Raw genomic sequence first — 23476 nt, forward strand, 5'->3', positions numbered from 1 at the left:
CCTACCGCGCCCCCGCCTGCTCCTCGATCTCCTCCTGCGACGCGCTCTGCGCCGGAGCGCGCCGCGGCGGCTCCAGCACGAGCGGCAGGATCTCCTCCATCGACGACACCATCGTGATCTGGATCTGATCCTTGACGTCCTGCGGCACGTCCTCGAGGTCGCGCCGGTTCTTCGCCGGGATGAGCACGTGCCGGATCCCGGCGCGGTGGGCCGCGAGCAGCTTCTCCTTGACGCCGCCGACCGGCATCACCCGCCCGCGCAGCGAGATCTCCCCCGTCATCGCGACGTCGCTGCGCACCGGCGCCCCGAGCAGCAGCGACGCCACCGCGGAGAACATCGTCACGCCCGCGCTCGGCCCGTCCTTCGGCGTGCCGTGCTGCGGGATGTGCACGTGCAGATCGATCTCCTTGAGCCACTCCGGATCGAGGTGCAGCCGATCGGCCTTGCTGCGCACGAAGCTCACCGCCGTGCTCGCCGACTCCTGCATCACGTTCCGCATGTTGCCGGTGAGCACCACGTTGCCCTTCCCCGGCATCTTCGTCGCCTCGATGAAGAGGATCTCGCCGCCGGCCGGCGTCCACGCGAGGCCGGTCGCGACCCCGGGCTGGAGCGTCCGCTCGGCGATCTCGGGGCGGTGCTTGTGCGGGCCGAGCACCTGCTCCACGTGCTCCGGCGTCGCCACCTCGTGCACGTCGTGGCCCTCGGCGACCTTCACCGCCGTCGCGCGGCACACCGCCGCGATCTGCCGCTCCAGGCCGCGCACCCCCGCCTCGCGCGTGTAGTGGTCGACGACCGCCTCGATGCCCGGCTCCGTGAACTCCAGGCGCTCGTCCGTGAGCCCGTGCGCCGACAGCTGCTTCGGCACCAGGAACTCCCGCGCGATCCCCAGCTTGTCCGTCCGCGTGTAGCCGGGCACCTCGATGACCTCCATGCGGTCGACGAGCGGCCCCGGGATCCCGTCCCAGTTGTTCGCGGTCGCGAGGAACATCACCTGCGACAGATCGAACGGCAGGTCGAGGTAGTGGTCCTGGAACGTCGAGTTCTGCTCCGGATCGAGCACCTCGAGGAGCGCCGCCGCCGGATCGCCCCGCAGGTCGACGCCCATCTTGTCGACCTCGTCGAGCACGAGCACCGGGTTCTTGGTCCCCGCCTTCTTCAGCGCCTGCAGGATGCGCCCGGGCAGCGCGCCCACGTACGTGCGCCGGTGCCCGCGGATCTCCGCCTCGTCGCGCACGCCGCCGAGCGCGATCCGCTCGTAGCGGCGCCCCATGCTGCGCGCGATCGACTTGCCGAGCGACGTCTTGCCGACGCCGGGCGGCCCGATGAAGAGCAGGATCGGCCCCTTCTTGTCCGTGCGAAGCTGCCGGATCGCCGAGTACTCGACGATCCGCTTCTTCACCTTCTCCAGCCCGAGGTGATCCTCGTCGAGGCAGCGCCGCACACTCTCGACGCTCAGCTTGTCCACCGTCGTCTTCGACCACGGCAGATCCGCGATCCACTCGAGGTACGTCTTGGTCACGTTGAACTCGGCCGACTGCTGCGCCATCGAGCGCAGCCGGCTGAGCTGCTTGCGGACGACCTTGTCGACCTCCGCCGGCACCTTGGCGCGCCGGATGCGCTCGCGGAGCTCCTCGATCTCGTCGTCGTCGCCGCCCTCGCCGAGCTCCTCCTTGATCGACTTCATCTGCTGCCGGAGGATGTACTCGCGCTGCGACTTGCCCATCTCCTCCTGCACCATGGAGGAGATCTCCTTCTTGACCCGCAGCACCTCGAGCTGGCGGCCGACCATCGCGAGCACGAGGCGCACGCGCGCCTTCACGTCGAACGCCTCGAGGATCTCCTGCTTGTCGCCGACCGAGGCCTGCGCCTGCGGGAAGTTCGAGGCGATCAGATCGGCGAGCGCGCCCGGCTCGCGCACGTTGTCGAGGATGCCCGCCGTGTCGCGCGGCAGGTTCGGCATCAGGCCGAGCACCTCGCGCGTCGCCTCGCGCAGGCCCGCGCCGAGCGCCTCGAGCTCCACATCGCGGACGAGCGACTCCGGGATGCGCTCGATCCGCGCGCGCATGTACGGCTCCAGTGAGAACGCCGACTTCACCCGGAAGCGGCCGAGCCCGTTCAGCACGACCGAGTAGTTGTTCGGGCCGAGCCGGATGACCTTCACCACGCGCGCGACGGTCCCGACGGAGTAGAGCTCCTTGAACGTCGGCTCGTCCACGTCGGGCGACCTCTGGCTGATCACGCCGACCAGCGCGCGCTCGCGGCCGAGGAGATCCTCGACGAGGCGCACGCTCCGCGGCCGACCGACGTTGATCGGCACGACCGACATCGGGAACAGCACCGAGTTGCGCAGCGGGAGGATCGGGACGCTATCCGCGTCGGGCGAGGGAGGCGTTCGCGAAGAAGGATCGCCGGTCGGCATGCAGACAACCCTAGTACAGCGCTCTTCTCGAAGCCATGACGCGGGCGCGCCGCTAGAAGTCCTTGATCTTCCAGACCCCGTGCTCGCGCGTGAAAGCGACCGTGCCGCCGGCGCCGTAGGCCATGGACGCGCTGTCCCCGGTCTCCTCGATGGTCGCGGTCGGCAGCGCCGCCTTGATCGCCTGGACGACCCGGTTGATCTGCTCCTTCTGCGGCCCCTCCCAGGCGCTCTTCAGCTTCTCGGGCGTGAGCTGCCCCGCGTCGGCCGCGGCCTTGACCGTCCCGGGCCGACCGCCAGGCTTCTGCGCCGCGTCAGCTCCCGCGCCGGGCGGCGCGGCTCCAGGTCCGGCGGGCTGCGCCGGGCTCTCGCCGCCGGCGCGCGCGGAGCCCGCCTCGCCGAGCGCGCCTGCCTCATCGGGCGCGGCGCCCGCGGGCTCGACGAGGCCTTCCCTCTCGGCGTCGGGAACGTAGCGCATGATCACGTCGTAGCGCCTCCGCTCGAAGGCCCGCAGGAACCCCACCAGCGCCTGCCGGGGCGTCGCCTGACCGTAGAGATCGACCGCCGCCGCGTCGAGCCGCCAGCGGCCGCCCTCGAAGACGAGCAGGAGCTCCTCGCCGTTCGGCATGGTGACCGTCGCGGTCACCACCGGATCGGCCGCGGGCCGCGCGATGGCGCGGGCGATCTCGAGCGCGTCGTCCGGGTTGTCCCGCACCGCGCGCCGGAAGGCCTCGAGCGACATCGACCGCTTGGCCTCGTCCGAGAGCAGCCGGTAGGCCGCGTCGACGCGCCCCTCCTGGAGCGCCTGCGCGTAGGCCCGGAGCGTGTCGCTCGGGCCCTGCTGTGCGTAGCTCGATCCGCACGCCGGGAGCGCGAGGGCGAGCAGGAGAAGCGCCGTGCGTTTCACGGATCGCGCCATAGCACACGCGGCGGCGAGCGCGCAGATGGCGCGGCGCGGCCCCCTGCGCTCGCCGGCGCCCCCGTCACTTCGCGCGCTTCAGCACCGCCCCGTCCTTCACCGGCGCGCCGTCGCTGCCGTCCGGCGATCCCTCGTTGATCCAGTAGACGGTCGCCTCGTCCACCGCGATGTCGCCCGGCCGCGCCTGCCCCGAGGCCAGCACCTCCTGCTCCCCGCCGCCCTTCGGCATGCGCACGACCGTCCCCGCGTCGCGCCGCGTCCAGTACACGTGCCCCTCGTCCACCGCGAGGCCGTTCAGCTGGCCCTGATCCGACGCGATCTCCTCGGGCGCGCCGACCTCCGCCCCGCTCAGGTCCGCCCGGAAGACGCTGCCGCCCTCGAAGCTCGCCCAGTAGACCGCCGCCGCGCTCCCCTCCCCGTCCACGTCGAGCGCGATCTCGCGCGGCGTGAGCTGCTCCGCGGCGATCGTCACCGAGGCCTCCCCCACGCGGCACGCCACCGCCCCGTCGGTCCTGCCCAGCGTGCCCTGGTACGTCCAGCACACGGTGTCCCCCGCGCTGGCCACGCGGTAGGGCGACGAGAACGCCGCGCCGGCCGGCGTCAGCTCCTCCGGCGCGCCGAGCTCGACGTCCGCGCCGCTGCCGCTCAGCTGCGCCCGGAACACGCCGCCTCCCCAGAGCTCGGTCCACGCGAGCGCGCCGCCCGAGAGCGCGAGCCCCTCGGGCTGCTCCAGATCCGCGAGCAGCACGCGCGGCTCGCCGCCCGCGAGCGGGACCACCCGCAGCGTGCCGTCCTCCGCGTTCGTCCAGAAGGCCACCTGCCGCGCCTCGTCGATCGCGAGATCCCGCGGCGAGGCCTGCGTCGCGCCGAGGATCAGCGGATCGCCGCCGCCGACGGGCGCCGTCTTCAGCTCCCCGTCCTCGTGGGCCATCCCCTCCCCGTCGAACGTGGCGCCCGCGATCCACGTCACGCCGCCCCCCGCCACCTGCAGCGACACCGGGTGGACCTGCGCCACAGCGATGGGGACCGGCGCCGACGCGTCGGGCCTCGTGGACTCGCCGCCCTGCAGCGCCGACCACGGGCCGCACGTCGGCAGATCCGTGCCCTTCCTGCGGCACTGCCCCTCGCCCGCCGCCGCGATCGCGAGCCCCGCGAGCTTGCCGCTCTGCGCCCGCCGGCACACCTCGACCGGCAGCCGGAGCACGTTGCCCTCCTCCACCCGGAAGCCCGCGTCGCTCTCCGCGTCGAGCGGCACGAAACACGCGCTCTCGCCGCAGATGCCGCCGCCCTGCGTGAGCAGCGCGACGTTCACGTCGCCGCTCGGCGCAGCGGCCCGGCACACGGTGCCGTCCGCGGCGAACGCCTCGAGATCGACCGGCGCCGACGCGGCGGCGGCGAAGCACCGCAGCGTGTCGAAGCAGAGCCCGTCGCCGTCGCCGGCCCCGCCGCCGAACACCGCCACGGCCTCGTAATCGGGCAGCGCGCGCGAGTCGACCTCGCGCGGCACGCACGAGCCCGCGACGCAGCTCTGGCCCTCGGGGCAGCTGTTCTTGACGAGCACGTTGCCCTCCGCGTCCCGCCGCGCGTTGCCCTGCTCGTCGCGCTCGACCTCGGCCGAGCCGTCGCACAGGAACTGGATGGGCATGTGCAGCGTCGCCGTGCGCCCCTCGGGCACGGTCGTCAGCACCTCGCGGAGCAGGCGCACCCCGTCCTTCCCGCCGCGGCTCGCGATGACGCGCACCCGGAGCGCCTGCGACGGGTCGTCGGGCGTGAGGAAGCCCAGCGTCGCCGGCAGGAGGATCGACCCCTCGCTCCCGAGCCGCTCGAACGTCTCGTCGTAGACGACGGACCCGTCGAGCGTCGCCTCGATCCGGACCGTATCGATGTCCTTCGGCAGCGACATGTCCGTCTGGAAGACGACCATGAGCTGCCCCTTCTCCCCGCCGCAGGCCGGAGCCCCCGCCGCCGCCGCCGCGAGCGAGAGCAACGCCGCCGCCGACATCGGTCCCGTCCGCTTCGCCCGCTTCGTCCGCTTCGTCCGCTTCATCCGCATCAACGTCTCCCTCCGAAGCCGAGCGGGACCGTGCCCAGGCTGCCCTGCTCCGCCGGCGTCCCCGGCTCGAAGAGCAGCGAGCCCGCGACGAGCGCGCCCGCGAAGATCGCCGCGCCGCCGCCGATCCAGAGCCACTTGCTCGCGCCGCCCCGCTGCGCGGCGCGCTCGAGCGACACGTCGATCCGGCGGCGCTCGTCGTCGCGGACCAGGATCTGCGCCTCGTGGGGCGCCATCCCCGGCGCCGTCACCCGCAGCGCGTGGGTCCCGCTCTGCACCGAGCCCTCCCAGCGGCCCTTGCCCACCACCTTGCCGTCGATCGCGATGAGATCGTCCTGCCCCGCCGCGATGGCGAGCCGCCCCCGGTGCACCGCCCGGTCGAGCCGCGCCTCGAGCACGACGCTGTCGCCGCCCACGACCTTCACCTGCCGGACGAAATCGACGAAGCCCGGCTTCGACACGCGGATGCGGCGCTCGCCGATGTCGACCCGCACCGGCGCGGCGAGCGGCGTCGTCCCGACCGGCTCGTCGTCCACGAACACCGCGGCCCCCGGCTCGCTCGCCGTGATCGCGAGGAGGGACACGAAGATCCCGGCGGCCTTGAGCAGATCGGCGATGTCCTGCCTGTCGCGCGCCGACAGCGCGGCGCCCCCCTCGGCCTCCAGCCGGCGCAGCGTCGCGAGCATCGACGCGTAGCGCCGCAGGTTCTTCTGGCAGAGCGCGACCTTCCAGAGCAGCCGGTGATCGCGCGACAGCTCGTAGGCGCGCTCGTACCGCGCGAGCGCGCCCGCGTAGTCGCCGTCGTCGAACAGCGCGGCGCCCGCCCCGTGCTCGGCCCTGGCCATCCCGGTCAGCGACTCCGCGAGCGGCGCCTCGGCGGGCGGCGTCGCCGCGGGCGCCGTGCGCGCCGGCTGGGCCGCGGCGACGCCCGCCGCGAGCCACACGCCGAGCGCGGCCGCGGTGGCGCGCCCCCAATGGCCCAGGTGCTTCCCTCGCATCGATGCTCCTTGCTGGCGGAGGCACGCCGCGATGGCCGCGCCCCGACTCTCCGACTCTCGAGCTCGGATCACCGCGATGTTACCCGATGCACGCGCCGCACGAGCAACTGTTGGAAACGTCTCGGACAAATCGCCTTTGCTCCGCTTGCGGTGGCGGGGATACCATCCGGCGCCCATGAGAGGCTTCATCACGGTGGGCGCGGCGCTCGCGGGCGCGCTGATCGGCATCGCCCTCGGCCCGTCGTCCGCGCGCGCGGAGGGGCCCGGCGCCGTCGCGCTCAGCCGGTTCGAGCCGACACCCGCGGGGGATCCGCTCTTCGGTGTGCCGTCGCCGTTCATCGGAGGGCACCTGGTCCCGCGCGGGCTCGCCCTGTTCGACCACGCGGAGGACCTGCTCACGCTCGGAGGCGGCGCCTCGCCGGAGCGGACGATCGTCGGCAGCCAGTCGCTCCTCCACGTCGGCGGCTCCCTCTCGCTGTGGGATCGGCTGCTCGTCTCGGCGTCGCTGCCGCTCGCGCTCGCCCAGAGCGGCGACGGCGCCGCGGCGGCGGCCGGCGCGGGCGCCCCGGAGGCGCCGTCTTCCCCGGAGCTCGGCGATCTGCGCCTCGGCGTGCGCGTCCGGCTGCTCGGCGACGAGGGCGACCCCTTCCAGCTCGGCACGAGCGCGTCCCTGCACCTGCCCACGGGCAGCTCGGACGCGTACGTCGGCGAGGGCGCGGTCCGCGTCACGCCGCAGCTCCTGCTCGGCGGGCGCATCGCGCGCGTCGTGTGGAGCGTCGCGGCCGGCGCGGTGATGCGGAGCTCCGAGAGCCCCTCAACGCTCGCTTATGGCGGCGGCGCGGGCGTGCTCCTCTGGGACGAGCGGCTGCAGCTCGGCGCGGAGGTGGTCGCCGAGACGATGCTCCAGGGCGGCTCCCTGTCGCTCACCGCGCGCGAGCGGGTCGAGGTGGAGAGGACGACGAGCGCGGAGCTCCTGCTCGGCGCGCGGTTCCGCCCGTTCCACCCGTTCCGCCCGTTCCGCCCCCTCGCCGGCCTCGTCGTCGGGGCGGCCGCCGGGCCGGGCATCGGCGACGCGATCGGCACGCCGTCGTTCCGCGCGATGGGGACGGTGGCGTGGGCTCCCCCGGCGCCGCCGCCCGCCGGCGCGGCGGCGGACGCGAACGCGGATCCGGACATGGACGGCATCCCCGGCGCGCGGGACGCGTGCCCGTACGCGCACGGCCCGGCCAGCGCCGACGCGAAGAGGAACGGCTGCCCCGTCGAGGACGAGGACGAGGACGGCGTCGCCGATCAGGACGACCTCTGCCCCCACGCGGCCGCGGGCTCCGGGGGCGGCGACCCGTCGCGGCGCGGCTGCCCCGAGCCGGCGCAAGGCGAGCAGGGGCCGGCCGCGGGCGGCGCGGGGCGATGACGGCGACGAGCGCGATCGGGCCATGGGACGCGGCCCCGCGCGGCGAGAGAGGGTGAAGAGGATGAAGCGAACCGTCATGATCACCGCGCTCGGCGTCACGCTGGCGCTCGCCGCGGCGCCGCGGAGCGCGGCCGCGCAGTGCTCCGCCGCCGGCCCGCTGCAGGACCTCATCGATGGCCTCGCCTTCCGGTGGGACATCGGCATGGACGGGGTGATCGGCGACGGGACGAACGACGCCTTCGACACCGGCATGGCGCTGCGGGTGGACGGGACCAGCTTCCCCTCCTCGCCCCGGGCCGAGGAGATGGACGGGCGGCAGCTCGTCCACGGGCCGGCGCTGATGGGCGAGCTCGAGGTCACCCGGAAGATCTACGTGCCGACGGACGAGGGCTGGGCGCGCTTCCTGGAGATCCTCCGCAACCCCACCACCGGCGAGCGGACGGCGGTCGTGCGGATCGAGACCAACGTCGGATCCGACAACGGCACCACCATCACGCAGTCGTACACGGGCGATCTGGCGTTCACGCCGGCGGATCGATGGCTCGCCACGGACGACGCCGACGACATGGCGGGGGACCCGAGCCTCCATTTCAATTTCTTCGGGCCTTCCGCGGCGATCGTGCCGGGGAGCGTCGGGATGACCACCTTCGACTGCGCGGCGACGCAGGGGCCCGTCGTCGAGTTCACCCTGAAGCTGCCGCCCGGGGGGACGCGGATCGTCATGCACTTCGGCGGCCAGCGCGCGAGCCGGGCCGACTCCCACGCGGGCGCGGCCCACCTCGACGCGCTCCCGGCGCCGGCGCTCGCCGGGATGTCGGCGCGCGAGCGGTCCTACGTCGTCAACTGGGACGCGGACGGCGACGGCGACGGCGACGGCGACGGCGTGAAGGACCTCGACGACAACTGCCCCTCCGTCCCGAACCCCGACCAGTCCGATCTCGACCGCGACGGCGAGGGCGACGCGTGCGACGGCGACGACGACGGCGACGGCGTCCTCGACGGCGACGACAACTGCCCGCTCACGCCGAACGCCGATCAGTCGGACCTCGAGGGCGACGGCGCGGGCGACGCCTGCGATCCCGACGACGACGGCGACGGCGTGCCCGATGACATCGACAACTGCCCGTCGGCGCCCAACGCGGGGCAGGAGAACAACAAGGACGAGTCGCCGCCGGACGAGCGCGGCGACGCGTGCGACGACGACGACGACAACGACCGCCTGGGCGACGAGGTCGACAACTGCCCGCTCGTCCCCAACCCCGATCAGGCCGACGCCGACGCGGACGGCCGGGGCGACGCGTGCGACCTGAACGCGCTGGACAGGGACGACGACGGCGTGGAGGACGGCGTGGACAACTGCCTCTCCATCCCGAACCCCGACCAGTCCGATCTCGACCGCGACGGCGAGGGCGACGCGTGCGACGGCGACGACGACGGCGACGGCGCGCCCGACGACGGCGACAACTGCCCGCTCACGGCGAACCCGAGCCAGCGCGACGGCGACGACGACGGCTACGGCGACCGGTGCGACGACGACGACGACGGCGACGGCGTACCCGACGCCGACGACAACTGCCCGCTCCTCCCGAACGAAGGGCAGGAGGACGCGAACGGCGACCACGTCGGCGACGCGTGCGACTGCAGCGCGCCGGCGAAGCCCGACGGCACCCCCTGCGACGACGGCGACCCCTGCACCCGGAACGACGCGTGCGACGGCGGCGTCTGCAAGGGCGGCGATCCGGTCGCGTGCGCGCCCTCCGGGAACGTCTGCACCTCCGCGCAGTGCCACCCGAGGCACGGCGAGTGCGCGCTCTTCCCCAACGAGGGCGCCCGCTGCCCCGGCGGCACCTGCGTGGCCGGCGGCTGCGTGCCCGACGACGCCGGCAGCGGAGGCGGCGGCGCGGGCGGCAAAGACGGTGCGGGCGGCGGCGACGCAGGCTCGGGCGGCGGCGGCGACGCGGGCTCGGGCGGTGGCGACGCCGGTGCGGGCGGCGGCGGCGCCGGTGCGGGCGGCGGCGAAGACGGCTCTGGCGGCGAGGGCCTCACCCCCAGGCCGCTGCGCGGCGACCCCCGGGCGCACGGCAACGGCTGCGGGCTCGCGGCGGGCGCCGGCGGGCCGGCGGGCTCGGCAGCGGCGTGGCTCGCCGCTGCGGCGCTCCTCGCGCGGTGGCGGCGGCGGCGCGGGTGACGCGCGCCGACGGCCGCGTCACTCCACGGCCGTGCTGACAGGGGCGCCTCCGGCGGCGGCGCCCCCCTCCCCCGCTGCCGCCGGCTGGCGAGGCCCCTCCGCGCCGGCGCTCCCGGCCTTGCCGCCGGCGTAGCGCCTGCCGGCTCGCTCGGACGCCTTCAGGACGGGGCCGCGGATCGTCTCGATGGCTTCCGCCGGAGCGCTGGAGATCTCCAGGTTGGAGAGCACCGCGGCGACGACGCGGAGCCATTGATTGCGCGCCGCCAGGATCGTCGCGTTCACGACCGGCGCGGTCTTCTCCTTGGCGGCGAGCGCGTCCCGCCGGTGCTCGATCGTCGAGAGCTCCTTGCCCGACGCGATCCACCGCTGCACGGTGTGGAGCAGCGTCGTCTTGCCGGGCGCCGGGATCGCCTTGAGGAACGCGGCGATCGAGGGCTCCTCGTCGAGGAGCCGGGCGATCCGCGCCGTGTTGCCCGACTCCGCGGTGGGCGACGCCTTGATGATGGCGAGCCCGGTCGGGAACAGGCTGGCCTGGGCCTGATCACACGCCTCCGCCCGCCCGACGTCCGGCGGCTCCTCCGCCAGACAGTGCTCGCGGTGCGCGTCGATGCCGTACGAGACCGCCTTGGCCAGGTGATCGTGGCGCTCGTCGACCCTCGAGATCTCTTCGTTGAAGGCCGTCATCCCGGCCGACACGCCCGTCTTGGTCGGGCGAACCGCCAGCACGGCGCCGTGGACCTCGGCCACCTTGTCGTGCAGCCCGGCGATCTCCGGGATCGACAGGAACAGCCGCTTCCGCTGGGCATCCTCGATCCACGGAGCGACGAGGGCGACCATCTCTTCAATCATCAGGTGTTTCAACATGGGACAGACCTCCACGTGGGGGACAGCGTGTCGTGCCAGGGAAGCGCCGGTCTCGTGTCCTGTCGATGACACCCGATTACAGGAGCAACCGCGGAGCGCGCAGCGCGGCCCCGGGGCGCGCCTCGGGGTGACCGACGCGACGTGACGGCCCTCACCGGCGCCCGTCATGGGCCGAGGCTCACAAAAGCCGGAGGAAGGCGCCCCCGATCTGGCGCGGAGCATAATTTTGAAGGAAAGCCCAGGTGTGGACCTGGGCTCCGCGAGCCTGGCAAGGTCCTGGGGAGGTCGCGACCTTGCCGGCGCGTCGAGCTCCTGCGCTCGGGCAGATCGCGACCTGGGCGAGCGCCTGACGACGTGCGTCAGCTCAGGTCGCGTTCTCGGCGGGACACCGGAGCTCGAGCGTCCTCCCAGATCGCGACCTGCCGGAACGCCGGACGACGAGCGTCAGCCCAGGTCACGTCCTTGACGGCGGGTCGCTGTCGACCGCTTTCCCAGATCGCGACCTGCCGGAACGCCGGACGACGAGCGTCAGCCCAGGTCACGCTCTCGACGGCACATCGATGTCGAGCGCTCGCCCAGATCGCGACCTGCCGGAACGCCGGACGGCGAGCCCTCGGGTGGATGGAGGGGGACTCCGGCCAAAGGTAAGGTCTTTTGAACCGCCAAGAGACGCCCAAAGACGCCAATTTTTGTGTTTTTCTTGGCGTTTCTTGGCGTTTCTTGGCGTTTCTTGGCGTCTCTTGGCGGTTCCATCCTCACGGCTTCGCGGAGCCCGACGCCGACCACGGCCCGCACGTCGGCAGGCCCACGGTCTTCTGGACGCACGCGGCCGTCACCGGCGACGTCACGACGGCCGCGATCTTGCCGGCGGCCACCTGATCACAGACGGCGGTCGGCAGCTGGATCCGCCCGTCCTCCGCCACCCGGAAGCCATCGGCGCTGCCGGCGTCGAGCGCCACAAGGCAACGGTCGGCGTCATCGCAGATCCCGTCGCCCGCGGCGGTCTCCAGCGCCACGTTCAGCGGGACCCCGGCCTCGCCCGCGATCGAGCACGCCGCGTCGACCTCCGCCGGCGTCGTGCCCTGGAAGCAGGCCGTCACGTCGAAGCAATCGCCGTCGCCGTCGCCGTCACCGCCGCCATAGACGTCCCCGGGCGCGTAGTCGGGGAGCGCACCCGCGTCGACCTCGCTCGACGCGCACGCCCCCGCCACGCAGGTCTGCCCCTCCGAGCAGTGCTTGTTCACCACGCCGCCGCTCTCGTCGCTCTCGCCCGAGTCGTCGCAGAGGAAGTTGAGCGGCAGCGTCAGCAGCGCGACGCGGTTCTTCGGGATCCTCGTGGCCGCCTCGCGCAGGATGCGTATCGCGCCGAGCTCGTCCCCGATGAGGGCGCTGACCTTGATCCGGATCGAGTCGCCCCCGCCGCTCGAGGAGTAGAAGCCGATCGTCGCCGGCAGGCGCGCGGCGGCGTCGGGCTTGCCGAGCCGCTCGTAGGTCGCCGAGAACTTGGGGGTGCCGCCCTCGAACACCTGCACCTGGAGGGCGCTGAAGTCCTCGGGCATGGCGAGATCCGTCGAGACGGCGAGCATGATCTCGTCCGGCGGAGAGCACCCTCCTAGCGCGACAGCGACGAGCGCGGCGAGCGCCGCCCGGGCGGCGGCGCTCATCGGCCACCCCCGAAGGGGATCGTGAACGTGGCGCCGCCCTTCCGGGCCAGGGAGACCGAGCCGGGCGACGTGCGGCCGTCGACCGGCGGCTCCGGGCCGAAGACCCCCGTGGCGACCAGGACCGCGCCCGCGACCACCAGCACGCCGCCGCCGATCCAGAGCCAGGTCTCGACGTTCCCTTGCCTGGGCTGCGGGACCAGCGTGACCTGCACGCGGCGCGTCTGGTCGTCCTGGATCATCACCTCGGACTGGTGCGTCACCATGCCGGACGCCGTGACGCGGAGCGCGTGACCGCCGCTCGGCACAGGGCCGTCGTAGCCGCCGCGGCCGACCACGCGACCGTCGATGGAGATGACGGCGTCCGGCGGCGCCGTGACGATGAGCCGCCCTTGATGGACCTCTTTCTCCAGCGTGGCCGTCACCGTGACCTCGCCGCCGCCCGTCACCTGCTGGGAGACCTCGACGTCCTTGAAGCCCTTCTTGGTCACCCGGATCTTCCGGGTGCCGACGTCGAGCAGCACGGGCTCGCTCAGCGGCGTCCGGCCGACCTCCTCGCCGTCGACGAAGACCGTGGCCCCCGCCTCGCTGGCCTTCAGATCGAGCCGGCTCACGTAGGCCTTCGTCGCCTCGATGAGCGCGGCGGCGTCCTGGCGATCCTGCTCCCCGAGCTGGGGGCCGGCGTCCCTGAGGAGCCTCTCGACCGTCCCGAGGAGGCGCGCGTAGCGCTTCAGGTTCTTCTGGCAGAGGGCGATGTTCCAGAGCAGCCGCGGGTCGCCGGAGAGCTCGAAGGAACGCTCGAACTTGATGATGGCGTTGCGGTAGTCGCCGTCGTTGAAGAGGATCCGCGCCGCCTCGTACTCGGCCTTGGCCTCGCCGGTGAGCGTCGCGGACAGCGGCCCCTGGACGGCAGGCGCGCCCGCGGCGGGCGCCGGCTGCGCCCCCGCGGGCGCCGGCTGCGCCCCCGCGGGCGCCGGCTGCGCTCCCGCGGGCGCGAGGGCCGTCAGCACGGCGCCGCCGAGCGCGACCGCGGCGCCGGTACGCCGGCCCCTGCGGCTCCACAGCGGGAGCCGTTCGCTTCCTGGCCAACTCATCTGGGCTTACCTTTGTCGTTCAGCACATCGAAGATGCTCCCCGGCTGCGCGGCAGTCGCGGTCGCGGTCGCGGTCGGCGCGGCGGTCGCGGTCGGTGGGGCCGAGGGCGCGGCGGTGGGCTTCGGCCGAGGGCCCGTGGCGACCGGCGTCGCGCTCGCCGGCGCCTTCGGCCCGGCGGTCGGCCGCGGCGCCGCGGTGGCCACCGGCGCGGCGGTCGCCACCGGGGACACGGTCGCCGACGGCGCAACGGTCGCCGGCGGCTGCGGCTCCGCGGTCACCTCCGGAGGCGCGACCGGTGGGGGCGGGGCCGGCGTCGCGGGCGCCGAGGGCTCGGCGGAGGCGGTCGCCGTCGCGGCGGACAGGTCGGCGGGAGGAGCGTCCGCGCCGCCATGGAACGTGACGAAGCGCAGGACCCCGCCGATCACCACGGCGGCGCCCACCACGGCCAGCGCGAGCACGACGCCGCTCCGCGAGCGCGCCCCGGGCGCGGCGCCCCCGGCCGTCCAGCCGGGCGCGGTGCCCGCCGGGCCAGCCGTGTGGCCGGCCGCACCGCCCGCCGTCGCGCCCGCGGGCGGCGCCGCGCTGTGCCGCGCGGTCGCCGCGGGGACGCCGCTCACGCGCTCCTGCGACGTCTGCCAGGGGGGCGGCGTGCTCATGCGCTCGCGCACGGAGCTCGCCCGGTCCCGGAAGGAGACCGCGGGGACGAGCCCCAGCGTCCGCTCGATCCGCTCCAGCGAGGCCAGCGCGAGCGGAGGCCCGAAATCGACGATGGCGCCCGCGAGCTCGGCGACCGACTTGAAGCGCTTCGTGACGTCCCTCTCGAGGCAGCGCAGGATCGCCGCCTCGAGGCCCGGCGGCAGGTCGCTCCGGAACGTGGTCGGGGGCGGCGGCGGCTCGGTGTTGATCATCAGGATGAGCTCGGACAGCGAGCTCGCGTCGAAGGGGACACGCGCCGTGACCAGCTGGTAGAGGATGGCGCCGAGCGACCAGATGTCGGCGCGCGCGTCGACCGAGCGCGCCGAGCGCATCTGCTCGGGCGCCATGTAGAGGGGCGAGCCGAGCACCATCGCCGTCTTCGTCAGCCCGAGCTCCGGCTCGGCCCCGGCCGTCGACGGGTCCGCGAGCGCCTTCGAGATGCCGAAGTCGAGCACCTTCACCATGCCGCTGCCGTCCGCCGCGCGCGTGAGGAAGAGGTTCGCCGGCTTGAGATCGCGGTGGATGATGCCGGCCGCGTGCGCCTCCGCGATGGCCTCGCAGGCCTCGAGCACGTAGCCCACGGCCTCCTCCAGCTCGAGCGGGCCGCGCCGCCGCAGCGTCTCCTGGAGGTCGCTGCCGTCCAGGTACTCCATCACCATGAACGGCGCGCCCGTCTCGAGCGTCCCGACGTCGAGCACGCGCGCGACGTGCTCGCTCTTCAGGCGCACCGCCGCGCGCGCCTCGCGCACGAAGCGCTCCACCATCTCGTCGTTGGCGCCGGGATGGAGCAGCTTGATGGCGACCCGCTGGTGGAGCTGCTCGTGCAACGCGGCGACGACGACGCCCATGCCCCCTTGCCCGAGGATGCGCTCGACCCGGTATTTCCCCGATAGAATTTGACCTTCGGTGACCGGTGAGCTCACGGACGCTCCCGCGCTGGGGCTGCCTCCAGGGCGCCACCACCGCCACGTTATCCAGGGGGCCACCTTATGCGATCCGGCGCTCGCGTCCAAGGCCATTGCCGGGTCGCCCCGTCACGTCATCGGGATCACGCCGCTTCCCTTGCCGCCGAGGGCGACTACCCTACGCGCCATGCCCCGCATCGCCAACGTCGAGCGCAAGACGCGCGAGACCGACATCCGCATCGAGATCGATCTCGACGGCCAGGGCCGCTCGGAGATCAAGACGCCGCTCCCCTTCCTCACGCACATGCTCGATCAGATCGCCCGCCACGGCCTGTTCGATCTCGCGATCCTCGCCGAGGGCGACGTCGAGATCGACGGCCACCACACGACCGAGGACTGCGGCATCACCCTCGGCACGGCCGTGCAGAAGGCGCTCGGCGACAAGGCGGGCATCGCCCGCTACGGCGAGGCGACGCTCCCCATGGATGAGGCGCTCGCGCAGTGCGCGCTGGACCTCTCCGGCAGGCCCTACTTCGTCTGGCGCGTGCCGCTGCCCAAGGCGAAGCTCGGCACCTGGGACGTCGAGCTCGCCCCGGTGTTCTTCGAGGGCTTCGCGCGCGGCGTCGGCGCGAACCTCCACGTCCGCCTCATCGAGGGGGACAACCTGCACCACATCGTCGAGATCTGCTTCAAGTCGTTCGCCAAGGCGCTGATGAAGGCGACCCGGATCGAGCCGCGCGTCGCCGGCATCCCGTCCACCAAGGGGAGCCTCTGAGCCATGCAAGCCGTCGCGCTCGTCGATTTCGGGATGGGCAACCTGCGCTCCGTGGAGCGGGCGCTCCAGAAGGCCGCCGAGGACGCCGGCGCGCCGTGCGCGGTGACGCGCACGGGCGACCCGGAGATCATCGGCCGGGCCGACAAGGTGGTGGTGCCCGGCCAGGGCGCGTTCCGCGACTGCGCCGCGGCGCTGCAGCGCGGCATCGGCGAGGCGCTGCGCGGGCAGATCCGGAAGGGGACGCCCTACCTCGGCATCTGCCTCGGCATGCAGGCGCTCTTCGACGGGAGCGAGGAGGCGGAGGGCGCGCGCGGGCTCGGCGTGTTCCCCGGCACCGTCGAGCGCCTCACCCCGCAGCCGAGCGCGGCCGGAGCGGACGCGGCTCCCGGCGAGCCCTGGGTCGGGATCAAGATCCCCCACATGGGCTGGAACCGCATCGCGTTCGCGCGCGAGGTGCGGGGCCCGCTCGCGGTGTTCGCGGGCGAGCGCCCCTTCGTCTACTTCGTCCACAGCTACCACGCCGTCCCGCTCGACCCCGCGCTTGTCGCGGCGACGACGGAGCACGGCCCGCACCGCATCACCGCCGCGATCGAGCGGGACAACGTCACAGCGACGCAGTTCCACCCCGAGAAGAGCCAGGCCGCCGGCCTGCGCCTGCTCGCCCGCTTCCTGAACGGCTGACCCGCCCGCGCGTCAGTGCGGGCGCAGCAGGCGCTGGTGCACCTGCTTGACCTGCGCGAGCTTGAGGTGCGCGCCCAGGGGAAGCTCGGGCGCGCGCGCCGCGCCCACGCCTCGCCCGCGCCGCGCCCGGCGCGGGCGCGAGGGGGGAACCGGCGCGGAGATCGGCGAGGAGCGCCGCGCCGCCCTCCCCCGCTGCGGCCGCCGCGGGGCGAGCGGGAGATCGACGATGAAGGCCGCGCCGCAGCCGAGCTCGCTCTCGACCCGGATCGCGCCGCCGTGCGCGCGCGCCGCGACGTGCGCGATGTACAGGCCGAGCCCCAGGCCGCCGAAGCGCTCCACCGGGACGGCCCGCTCGAAGCGCGCGAAGATCCGCGCCTGGTCCTCCCGCGCGATCCCCATGCCGCGGTCGCGCACGATGAGCCGCGCCCGCGCGCGCGTCGCGCGCACCTCGATAGAAATCGGCTTGCCCTCGCCGAAGGTGAGCGCGTTCTTGATCAGGTGGAACGCCATGCGCTCGAGGTGAGACCGGTCCCACCAGCCGATCACCGGGCCCTCGGCCGCGACCGAGATGACGCCGCACGCGGCCGGCCGGTGCGCGACCGCCGTCGAGATCACCTCGCGGATGAGCCCGACGAGATCGACCGGCTCGCGCGCCGGGGCGCCGCGGGCCAGGCCGCCGTGCCTCGCCTGGAACATGTCGTCGCAGAGCCGGGCGAGACGGCCGAGCTGACGGTCGAAGACGATCAACATCGCCGCCGCCCACGCCGGGGTCTTCTCCGGCTCCTGCTGGCTCATCCGCTTCGTCAGCTGGAGCTGCAGGAGGAGCGATGTCACGGGCGTCCTGATCTCGTGCGCGGCGAGCACGAGGAAATCCTCCCGGATCCGGGCGGTGTCGTCGCGGATCGGGACAGCGGGGAGAGGAGGGTCGAAGTCGTCCAAAAACGCGGTCATGGCAGAGCCTGCTGGGCGGAGTTGTGGTGTGCCTCCGCGCCCGCGAAAGCACGGAGTGTGCCGCCCCAGGATGGCCCGCAGATTGCCACTTCTGGCGGCAGGAGAGCGCCCCATCTGCCGAGCGGACGCGCGTCAAGGCGTCGCATCGCGCCGTCCACTGCGCAAAAAACCAGCGAAGGTGAGCCGAGCCGCCTGGGCCGTTCTGCAGCGGGCGGCGCCTCGGGTCACGCCGGAGCGCCGCCAGGCCGCTGCGGTACACGGGTCAGGGTGCGCCCCTGCTTGCGGGGCAGGGTCCGCGGAGCAGCTTTGTCCGCATGCAACACCAGAGTGGAGAGCAACACCAGAGTGGAGAGCAACACCAGAGTGGAGAGCAACACCGGAGTATGGAGCCGGGGGCCAGGGCTCAGGTACGCGGATCCATGAGCGAGCTGCACGCGCTCCTCAGGGAGTTCGACACCGCCATGCTCGTCACGATGACGCCGGAAGGGCTGATGCGGGGGCGACCGATGGAGATCCAGGAGCCGGCCGAGCTGATGGATTGCGATCTCTGGTTCGTGACGGAGGACGAGGCGGCGAAGACAGGCGAGATCGCCCGCGAGCACCAGGTGGCCGTCTGCTGCTACAGGCCGCGGGATCGCGCGTACATCTCGATCTCGGCGCGCGCGACGATCGAGAGGGACGAGGAGAAGATCCGGAGCCTCTGGAAGCCCTCGTGGAAGGCGTGGCTGCCGGCCGGCCCCACCCACCCGCACGCCGCCCTCCTGAAGCTCTATGTCGAGCGCGCCGAGTACTGGGAGCCCGAGGGCGGGCGGCTGCGGGTCCTCTACGAGAAGGCCAAGGCGCTCGTCCAGCGGCGGTCGGCGGAAGACAAGCTGAACCCGCCGAAGCACATCTGAGCCGCGCCGCGCCTGCGGCGGCGATCGAGCAGGCGTGACCCGGAGCGAGAGGGCCCTTGGAACCTCGGATGGATCAGCCAGGCGGCGGCGTGGCGTCGGCCGCGCGCTCCCCGCCAGGGGCGCTGCTCTCGAGCGCCGCGCAGATCTCGGCAAAGCCGTCAAAGGGTGTGCACGGTATCCCGTCGCGGGAGCAGAGCACGTCGAGGGCGCTGTCCCGCACCGCGAACACGCGATCGCAGCGCCGCGCCGCGGGGTAGTCCAGCCGGCCGTCGCCGATGTAGACCGTGGAGGTCTCGCCGGTGGCCGCCTTCAGCTGGTCGAGCACGCGGATCTTGAAGTCCTCGCCGGGGCCGAGCGGCACCGTCTCGGGCACGGTCACGCGCCAGCGCCCATCGAAGACCGCATCGAAGCAAGAGAACGCGGTGCCCGGCGGCAGGAACTCGCGGATGTAGAACGGCAGGCCGTGGCTGATCACGTGGAACTCCCACGCGCGGCGGGCGCACAGGGCCAGAAGATCCCCGAAGCCCGACCGCAGCTCGGCGTGCGGGCGCAGCGCGGCGAGGAGCTCGGCGGCCGGGCGATCCACGTCGGCGTAGCCGCGGCGGAGGAGCTCGAACGGCGTGATCTCGCCGCGGGCGGCAGGCGCGAGCAGCACCTGCCGCCAGTCATAGCGAAGGTGGGCGTCCCAGATCCGATTCGTCAGGTCGTCGCAGGTGATGGTGCCGTCGAAGTCGCAAAGAATGAGCACGACCGCTCATTTGCACGCCGCCACGCCGGACGCCACCGCCGTGCTGCCCTGAGCCGACCAGCGCCCGTCCATGACCGCGGCCGCCGATCGCGCCAGGGGCCGCGGCCGTCACAGCGCGACAGGGAACGGGTTGCGCTCGCTGAACCCGGTCTGGTGAAAGTAGGGATAGGGCAGCTTCGCCTTGCTCGCAGCATCCAGCTTCGCGATGTGCTCCGGCGCGAGGTTCCAGCCGACGGCCCCGAGGTTCTGTCGGAGCTGCTCCTCGTTACGAGCGCCGACGATCACGTTCGCGACGCTCGGCCGCTGCAGCAGCCAGTTGAGCGCGATCTGCGGGACGGTCTTGCCCGTCTCCTTCGCCACCTCGTCGAGCGCGTCGACCACACGATAGAGGTACTCGTCGTCGATCTGCGGGCCCCCCTCGACAGACAGCTTGTTCCGGAGCCGGCTGACCTCCGGCAACGGCTGCCCGCGCCGGATCTTCCCCGTGAGCCGCCCCCAGCCCAGCGGGCTCCAGACCACCGCGCCGACCTTCTGATCGAGCGCCAGCGGCATCAGCTCCCACTCGTAGTCGCGCGCCACCAGCGAATAATACGCCTGGTGCGCCACGTACCGGGAGAGGCCATATTTCTCCGACACCGCGAGCGACTTCATCAGGTGCCAGCCGGAGAAGTTCGAACACCCGAGGTAGCGGATCTTCCCCGCTCGCACGAGATCGTCCAGCGTGCCGAGCGTCTCCTCGAGCGGCGTGACCGCGTCGAAGCCGTGCAGCTGAAAGAGATCGATGTAATCCGTCTGCAGCCGGCGCAGGCTCCCCTCGATCGACCGGATCAGGTGGTACCGCGACGAGCCGACGTCGTTGGGGCCCTTGCCGCTCCGGAACGTCGCCTTGGTGGAGAGGATGACCTTGTCGCGCCTGCCCTTGATCGCGTGGCCGAGGATCTCCTCGGCGAGCCCGTCGGAGTAGATGTCGGCCGAGTCGAACATGTTCATCCCGGCCTCGAGCGAGACGTCGACCAGCCGGGTCGCCTCGGCCACGTCGCTCGCGCCCCACCCCCGGAAGAACTCGTTGGAGCCACCGAACGTCCCCGTCCCGAGGCTCAGCACCGGTACCTTGAACCCTGACCCGCCGAGCTGCCTGAACTCCATGAATCGCCTCCGCGCCAAATGGGGACAACCTCTGAGCGCAGGGGGAGGAGCGCCGGACATCAGGCTCTCGCCCCCTTGCCGCGGTCGTGGAGGGGTAGGAACTCCAAAGCGATCCGGAAGTCAAGCACCGCCGTGGCCAGCGCGCGGCGCTGCAGGGAGCGCCGCAGCGGCCCGCCAGCACGGCCCGTCTGGCGCGCTCCGCGATCACAGCCCGAGATCGAACCGGAACGCCCGCAGCGCCTCCGCGCTCGCAGAGCACCGGAGGCGCTCGTCACGAGGCATCTGCCCGAGCGTGCGGGTGTGCCCGGCCGGGATGAACATCGGCTCCCAGTGGATGCCCTCGTCTCCCCGCTGCTCGACGGCGATCTCGCCGGGGACGCTGCCCGTGTAGACACGCAGCGTCCGGCCGTCGCAATAACACACCTTCTGGACCACGTGCGCCGCGCGCGACTGCCCCGGTGGGATGAGGGAGCAAATCCGGTCCTGCAGCCGCTCCCAGAACGGCATCACGAGCGGGCCCGGGAAGCCGTTCAGGTGCTCGATGAAGAGGCCGCCGTGCTCGACGAAGAGCGGCACGAGGGAGAGCCGGTAGGCGGCGAGGGCCTCCTCGCGTACGACGGTGTCGAGATCCGAGGAGAGGATCTGGGGCACGTCGAGCCGGAGGACGCGGAGCGGCGTCGGGGCGTCCTTCCATACATAGGTCATGTCCGCGAGCTTGCGGTGGTTCGAGGAGACGAAATAGACCGTGACCATCGCCCTCACCCGTCCCCTCGCCCGTCCAGAGCGTCGAGCAGGGCCACGACGCTCTTCGTCTTGTCGTTCGGGTCGAGCTCGATCACGTCGATGTGCCAGTCCTCGAGCAGCGCCGGCTGGACGAGCCCGGCGCCGAAGGTCGCCCAGTAACCGCGGCGGTTCGACGCGCGCCTCGCGAGCTGCGGGCTGCCCTCGATGCGCATCTGCTCCATGCGGTACCAGATGTACCGGATGTCGACGTCGCCGAAGCTGTAGCCGAGGAAGAGGAAGCTGTTGCTGAGCAGATCGGCCCGCAGGCGCTGATCGGGCGCCGCCTCGAGCCGGAGGCGGCTGAAGTACTGCGATTCGGTGAGCACCACCGTCTCGGGCCAGTCGAGATCTCCATGAAACTTGATGACGTGGCACGCCCCCTGCGCCGGGCACCGCGCGAAGTCGTCGAACCTGGCGAGCGCCACGGCCTCTTTTCCTGCGTCCCGCAGCGCCTCCTCGATGTGGTGCTCGAAGTTGGTCGTGTAGATGGTCGAGAAGTCGCGGCGCGCCAGGGCCTTGTGCTGGCACGAGCTCCTGCGCCGCTCGTCGACCTCGCGCGCGTGGAAGCGCGCGCGCATCTCGGCGATGAAGCTGTCGAGGCCGCCCGCGCACTCGCGGGCGAAGAAGCCGGCGAGCTGCGGGGGCAGGCCGTGCAGCTCGAAGAGCGCTGGCTCGAACCCGAGCGCGGCGCCCATCCACCCCATCAGCTCCTTCCACATCGGCAGCCGGAGCGGGGCAGAGAAGCCCGCGCCCAGAAAGGGAATGAGGCGACGTTCCCGGTACGCCTGCCGGAGCGGGATCGCCGCTTGCTCGAGCGTGAGTACAGCCATCTTCAGCGAGCGATGGTATCTGCCCGACGACCTCGCGCAACCAGCGCCCGCCGGGCCGGAACGCCTCGCCCCGAGCGGATGGCGGCCGGGCGCGCACGGACAGAAGCCGCGATGCAGCGGGACGCACGCGGCAGAGCTCGGCGCTGCGGAGGAGGGCGCCGGTCGCACCTCGCTCCCCACGGCGGCAGAGCGGCGTCGAGCGGGCCCTCTCGCGAGGCGAAATGTCAGTAGAATCCCGCGCATGGAGATCCTTGAAATGGCCGCCTGGCGTCCGCTGCGCGCGGTGCGGTCCGCGCCGGTCGAGCGCCTCGGAGCGCGGCGCTGATGCAGATCGCAGCGTCTGCCGTGGCGACGTGGACGGGGGCATGCCTCGTGATCGGGGGCTGCACGGCGATCGCGGGCGTGGACAAGCCGTACCACCTGGCGGACGGCGGAAGCGGAGGCGGCGCCGAGACGTGCGCGCCGGAGGAGGTGCGGTGCGCGCAGAACAGGCCGCAGACGTGCGACGAGGCCGGAGCGTGGCAGGAGGAAGCCGAGTGCCCGGCGGAGGCGCCCCTGTGTGACGGCGGGCGCTGCGTCGTCCCCCGGAGCTGCGCCAAGATGGACGCGATCTGCGGGCCGCGCGGAGACGAGGGCTGCTGCGGGAGCCTGGCGGTGCCCGGAGGCACGTTCGATCGGGGCGACGCCGAGCCGCGCCTGGCGACGGTGAGCGACTTCCGGCTGGATCGGTTCGAGGTGACGGTGGGGCGGTTCCGCGCGTTCCTGTCGGAGTACCCGGCGAGCTGGCCCGTGGTGGGGGCAGGAGCGCACCCGAAGATTCCGGACAGCGGGTGGCGCGCCGCGTGGGACGCCAACTTGCCCGTGGACCGGGCGGCGCTGTCGGCGTCGCTGCACTGCGAGGATCCCTATTTTTCATGGACCGACGAGGTGGGCGAGCACGAGCTCCTGCCCGTGGCCTGCGTGAGCTGGTACGTGGCGTTCGCGTTCTGCGCGTGGGACGGCGGCCGGCTGCCCACGTCAGCAGAGCGGCGCCACGCGGCCGCCGGCGGGGACGAGCAGCGCGCGTATCCATGGTCGAGCCCGGAGAGCGCGCCGGAGCCCGACGAGAGCTACGCGGTGTACGGTTGCGGCCTCGACGGGTCGTGCGAGATCGCGGACCTCCAGCCGGGCGGGTCGAGGTCGCCGCGGGGCGACGGGCGGTGGGGACACGCGGATCTGGGGGGAAACGTGTGGGAGTGGGTGCTGGATTCGTTCGCGGCGGACGACCCGATCGCGTGCGATGACTGCGCCGTCCTCACCCCCGACACGAACCACATGATCTGGGGCGGGGGCTGGCGCAGCGGGAAGGAGACATTGCGCACCTCCGCCTTCCAGGAGCGCCCGCCGGAGGGCCACTTCGCCGGCGCGGGGCTGCGGTGCGCACGAGCGCGGTGATGCGCGCAGCTGGGCATCGCGGCGTCGCGG

At 73.0% G+C, this 23476-nt stretch carries 19 protein-coding genes; 6 read left to right on the plus strand and 13 right to left on the minus strand.

The annotated features are described in order from the left end of the window. Position 1: 1 nt before the first annotated feature. The 4 genes from lon to ACSRUE_RS33655 all read right to left on the minus strand — a co-directional run bounded on the left by lon (position 2) and on the right by ACSRUE_RS33655 (position 6383). Positions 2–2419 carry an endopeptidase La gene (gene lon, locus ACSRUE_RS33640; RefSeq protein WP_437768302.1) on the minus strand — a complete coding sequence of 806 codons (2418 nt, stop codon included), beginning with the start codon at positions 2417–2419 and terminating at the stop codon, positions 2–4. Positions 2420–2471: 52 nt separating this feature from the next. Beyond that, positions 2472–3323, minus strand: a complete 852-nt coding sequence (locus ACSRUE_RS33645) for a hypothetical protein (RefSeq protein WP_441287167.1) — start codon at positions 3321–3323, stop codon at positions 2472–2474. A gap of 76 nt (positions 3324–3399) precedes the next feature. Next, a complete protein-coding gene (locus tag ACSRUE_RS33650; protein ID WP_441287168.1) occupies positions 3400–5382 on the minus strand; it encodes a hypothetical protein in 1983 nt (660 codons plus the stop codon). 5 nt (positions 5383–5387) lie between these two features. After that, the gene (locus tag ACSRUE_RS33655) at positions 5388–6383 is read right to left on the minus strand and encodes a PEGA domain-containing protein (protein WP_441287169.1); all 996 of its coding nucleotides are present in this window, start codon (positions 6381–6383) and stop codon (positions 5388–5390) included. A gap of 175 nt (positions 6384–6558) precedes the next feature. On the opposite strand from ACSRUE_RS33655, the gene ACSRUE_RS33660 reads away from it, so the two are divergent. Together ACSRUE_RS33660 and ACSRUE_RS33665 are read left to right on the plus strand one after the other, a co-directional pair. Then, on the plus strand, positions 6559–7794 hold the full coding sequence (locus tag ACSRUE_RS33660) for a hypothetical protein (RefSeq protein WP_441287170.1): 1236 nt from the start codon (positions 6559–6561) through the stop codon (positions 7792–7794). A 61-nt stretch (positions 7795–7855) separates the two neighbouring features. Next, positions 7856–9982, plus strand: coding sequence for a thrombospondin type 3 repeat-containing protein (locus ACSRUE_RS33665; protein WP_441287171.1), 2127 nt, complete (start codon positions 7856–7858; stop codon positions 9980–9982). Between the two features lie 18 nt (positions 9983–10000). Here the strand turns inward: ACSRUE_RS33665 and ACSRUE_RS33670 are convergent, their stop codons facing one another. The 4 genes from ACSRUE_RS33670 to ACSRUE_RS33685 all read right to left on the minus strand — a co-directional run bounded on the left by ACSRUE_RS33670 (position 10001) and on the right by ACSRUE_RS33685 (position 15220). After that, entirely contained in the window at positions 10001–10831 is an 831-nt protein-coding gene (locus ACSRUE_RS33670; RefSeq protein ID WP_441287172.1) for a hypothetical protein, read from the minus strand. Between the two features lie 770 nt (positions 10832–11601). Next, on the minus strand, positions 11602–12510 hold the full coding sequence (locus tag ACSRUE_RS33675; RefSeq protein WP_441287173.1) for a hypothetical protein: 909 nt from the start codon (positions 12508–12510) through the stop codon (positions 11602–11604). Further along, complete coding sequence (locus tag ACSRUE_RS33680) at positions 12507–13601, minus strand: PEGA domain-containing protein (RefSeq protein WP_441287174.1); 1095 nt, start codon at positions 13599–13601, stop codon at positions 12507–12509. Before ACSRUE_RS33680 ends, ACSRUE_RS33675 begins: the two co-directional genes overlap by 4 nt. Further along, entirely contained in the window at positions 13598–15220 is a 1623-nt protein-coding gene (locus tag ACSRUE_RS33685) for a serine/threonine-protein kinase (RefSeq protein WP_441287175.1), read from the minus strand. Before ACSRUE_RS33685 ends, ACSRUE_RS33680 begins: the two co-directional genes overlap by 4 nt. A gap of 169 nt (positions 15221–15389) precedes the next feature. Between ACSRUE_RS33685 and hisB the strand changes: the two genes are divergently transcribed. Further along, entirely contained in the window at positions 15390–15977 is a 588-nt protein-coding gene (hisB, locus tag ACSRUE_RS33690) for an imidazoleglycerol-phosphate dehydratase HisB (protein ID WP_441287176.1), read from the plus strand. A gap of 3 nt (positions 15978–15980) precedes the next feature. After that, positions 15981–16658 (plus strand): imidazole glycerol phosphate synthase subunit HisH, encoded by a 678-nt coding sequence (gene hisH / locus ACSRUE_RS33695; RefSeq protein WP_441287177.1) that lies wholly within the window; start codon positions 15981–15983, stop codon positions 16656–16658. A gap of 12 nt (positions 16659–16670) precedes the next feature. Here hisH and ACSRUE_RS33700 read toward each other — a convergent pair whose 3' ends face one another. Next, positions 16671–17609: a sensor histidine kinase gene (locus ACSRUE_RS33700; protein ID WP_441287178.1), complete on the minus strand. Its 939-nt coding sequence runs from the start codon at positions 17607–17609 to the stop codon at positions 16671–16673. Between the two features lie 419 nt (positions 17610–18028). Here ACSRUE_RS33700 and ACSRUE_RS33705 point away from each other — a divergent pair, with 419 nt between their 5' ends. Further along, on the plus strand, positions 18029–18505 hold the full coding sequence (locus ACSRUE_RS33705) for a pyridoxamine 5'-phosphate oxidase family protein (protein WP_441287179.1): 477 nt from the start codon (positions 18029–18031) through the stop codon (positions 18503–18505). Positions 18506–18578: 73 nt separating this feature from the next. Here ACSRUE_RS33705 and ACSRUE_RS33710 read toward each other — a convergent pair whose 3' ends face one another. The 4 genes from ACSRUE_RS33710 to ACSRUE_RS33725 form a co-directional block, all read right to left on the minus strand. After that, positions 18579–19253: an HAD-IB family phosphatase gene (locus tag ACSRUE_RS33710; protein ID WP_441287180.1), complete on the minus strand. Its 675-nt coding sequence runs from the start codon at positions 19251–19253 to the stop codon at positions 18579–18581. Positions 19254–19361: 108 nt separating this feature from the next. After that, positions 19362–20399 carry an aldo/keto reductase gene (locus ACSRUE_RS33715; RefSeq protein WP_441287181.1) on the minus strand — a complete coding sequence of 346 codons (1038 nt, stop codon included), beginning with the start codon at positions 20397–20399 and terminating at the stop codon, positions 19362–19364. A gap of 204 nt (positions 20400–20603) precedes the next feature. After that, a complete protein-coding gene (locus tag ACSRUE_RS33720; RefSeq protein ID WP_441287182.1) occupies positions 20604–21152 on the minus strand; it encodes a non-canonical purine NTP pyrophosphatase in 549 nt (182 codons plus the stop codon). A 5-nt stretch (positions 21153–21157) separates the two neighbouring features. Continuing rightward, positions 21158–22012, minus strand: a complete 855-nt coding sequence (locus ACSRUE_RS33725) for an SIR2 family NAD-dependent protein deacylase (protein WP_437768320.1) — start codon at positions 22010–22012, stop codon at positions 21158–21160. A gap of 324 nt (positions 22013–22336) precedes the next feature. Between ACSRUE_RS33725 and ACSRUE_RS33730 the strand changes: the two genes are divergently transcribed. Beyond that, positions 22337–23446, plus strand: a complete 1110-nt coding sequence (locus tag ACSRUE_RS33730) for a formylglycine-generating enzyme family protein (protein ID WP_441287183.1) — start codon at positions 22337–22339, stop codon at positions 23444–23446. The last annotated feature ends 30 nt before the right edge of the window (positions 23447–23476 follow it).

Origin of the sequence: Sorangium sp. KYC3313, assembly GCF_052075895.1 — a bacterium.
In the GTDB taxonomy this organism is placed as follows: Bacteria; Myxococcota_A; Polyangia; order Polyangiales; family Polyangiaceae; genus Sorangium; species Sorangium cellulosum_B.

Excerpts from the sequence above, each read along its gene's own strand:
- ACSRUE_RS33705 (WP_441287179.1), top strand. The coding sequence starts at position 18,029 with ATGAGCGAGCTGCACGCGCTCCTCAGGGAGTTCGACACCGCCATGCTC.
- ACSRUE_RS33670 (WP_441287172.1), bottom strand. The coding sequence starts at position 10,831 with ATGATTGAAGAGATGGTCGCCCTCGTCGCTCCGTGGATCGAGGATGCC.
- ACSRUE_RS33720 (WP_441287182.1), bottom strand. The coding sequence starts at position 21,152 with ATGGTCACGGTCTATTTCGTCTCCTCGAACCACCGCAAGCTCGCGGAC.
- ACSRUE_RS33725 (WP_437768320.1), bottom strand. The coding sequence starts at position 22,012 with ATGGCTGTACTCACGCTCGAGCAAGCGGCGATCCCGCTCCGGCAGGCG.
- ACSRUE_RS33660 (WP_441287170.1), top strand. The coding sequence starts at position 6,559 with ATGAGAGGCTTCATCACGGTGGGCGCGGCGCTCGCGGGCGCGCTGATC.
- lon (WP_437768302.1), bottom strand. The coding sequence starts at position 2,419 with ATGCCGACCGGCGATCCTTCTTCGCGAACGCCTCCCTCGCCCGACGCG.
- ACSRUE_RS33675 (WP_441287173.1), bottom strand. The coding sequence starts at position 12,510 with ATGAGCGCCGCCGCCCGGGCGGCGCTCGCCGCGCTCGTCGCTGTCGCG.
- hisH (WP_441287177.1), top strand. The coding sequence starts at position 15,981 with ATGCAAGCCGTCGCGCTCGTCGATTTCGGGATGGGCAACCTGCGCTCC.
- ACSRUE_RS33650 (WP_441287168.1), bottom strand. The coding sequence starts at position 5,382 with ATGAAGCGGACGAAGCGGACGAAGCGGGCGAAGCGGACGGGACCGATG.
- ACSRUE_RS33715 (WP_441287181.1), bottom strand. The coding sequence starts at position 20,399 with ATGGAGTTCAGGCAGCTCGGCGGGTCAGGGTTCAAGGTACCGGTGCTG.
- ACSRUE_RS33700 (WP_441287178.1), bottom strand. The coding sequence starts at position 17,609 with ATGACCGCGTTTTTGGACGACTTCGACCCTCCTCTCCCCGCTGTCCCG.
- ACSRUE_RS33655 (WP_441287169.1), bottom strand. The coding sequence starts at position 6,383 with ATGCGAGGGAAGCACCTGGGCCATTGGGGGCGCGCCACCGCGGCCGCG.
- ACSRUE_RS33730 (WP_441287183.1), top strand. The coding sequence starts at position 22,337 with ATGCAGATCGCAGCGTCTGCCGTGGCGACGTGGACGGGGGCATGCCTC.
- ACSRUE_RS33680 (WP_441287174.1), bottom strand. The coding sequence starts at position 13,601 with ATGAGTTGGCCAGGAAGCGAACGGCTCCCGCTGTGGAGCCGCAGGGGC.
- ACSRUE_RS33665 (WP_441287171.1), top strand. The coding sequence starts at position 7,856 with ATGAAGCGAACCGTCATGATCACCGCGCTCGGCGTCACGCTGGCGCTC.
- hisB (WP_441287176.1), top strand. The coding sequence starts at position 15,390 with ATGCCCCGCATCGCCAACGTCGAGCGCAAGACGCGCGAGACCGACATC.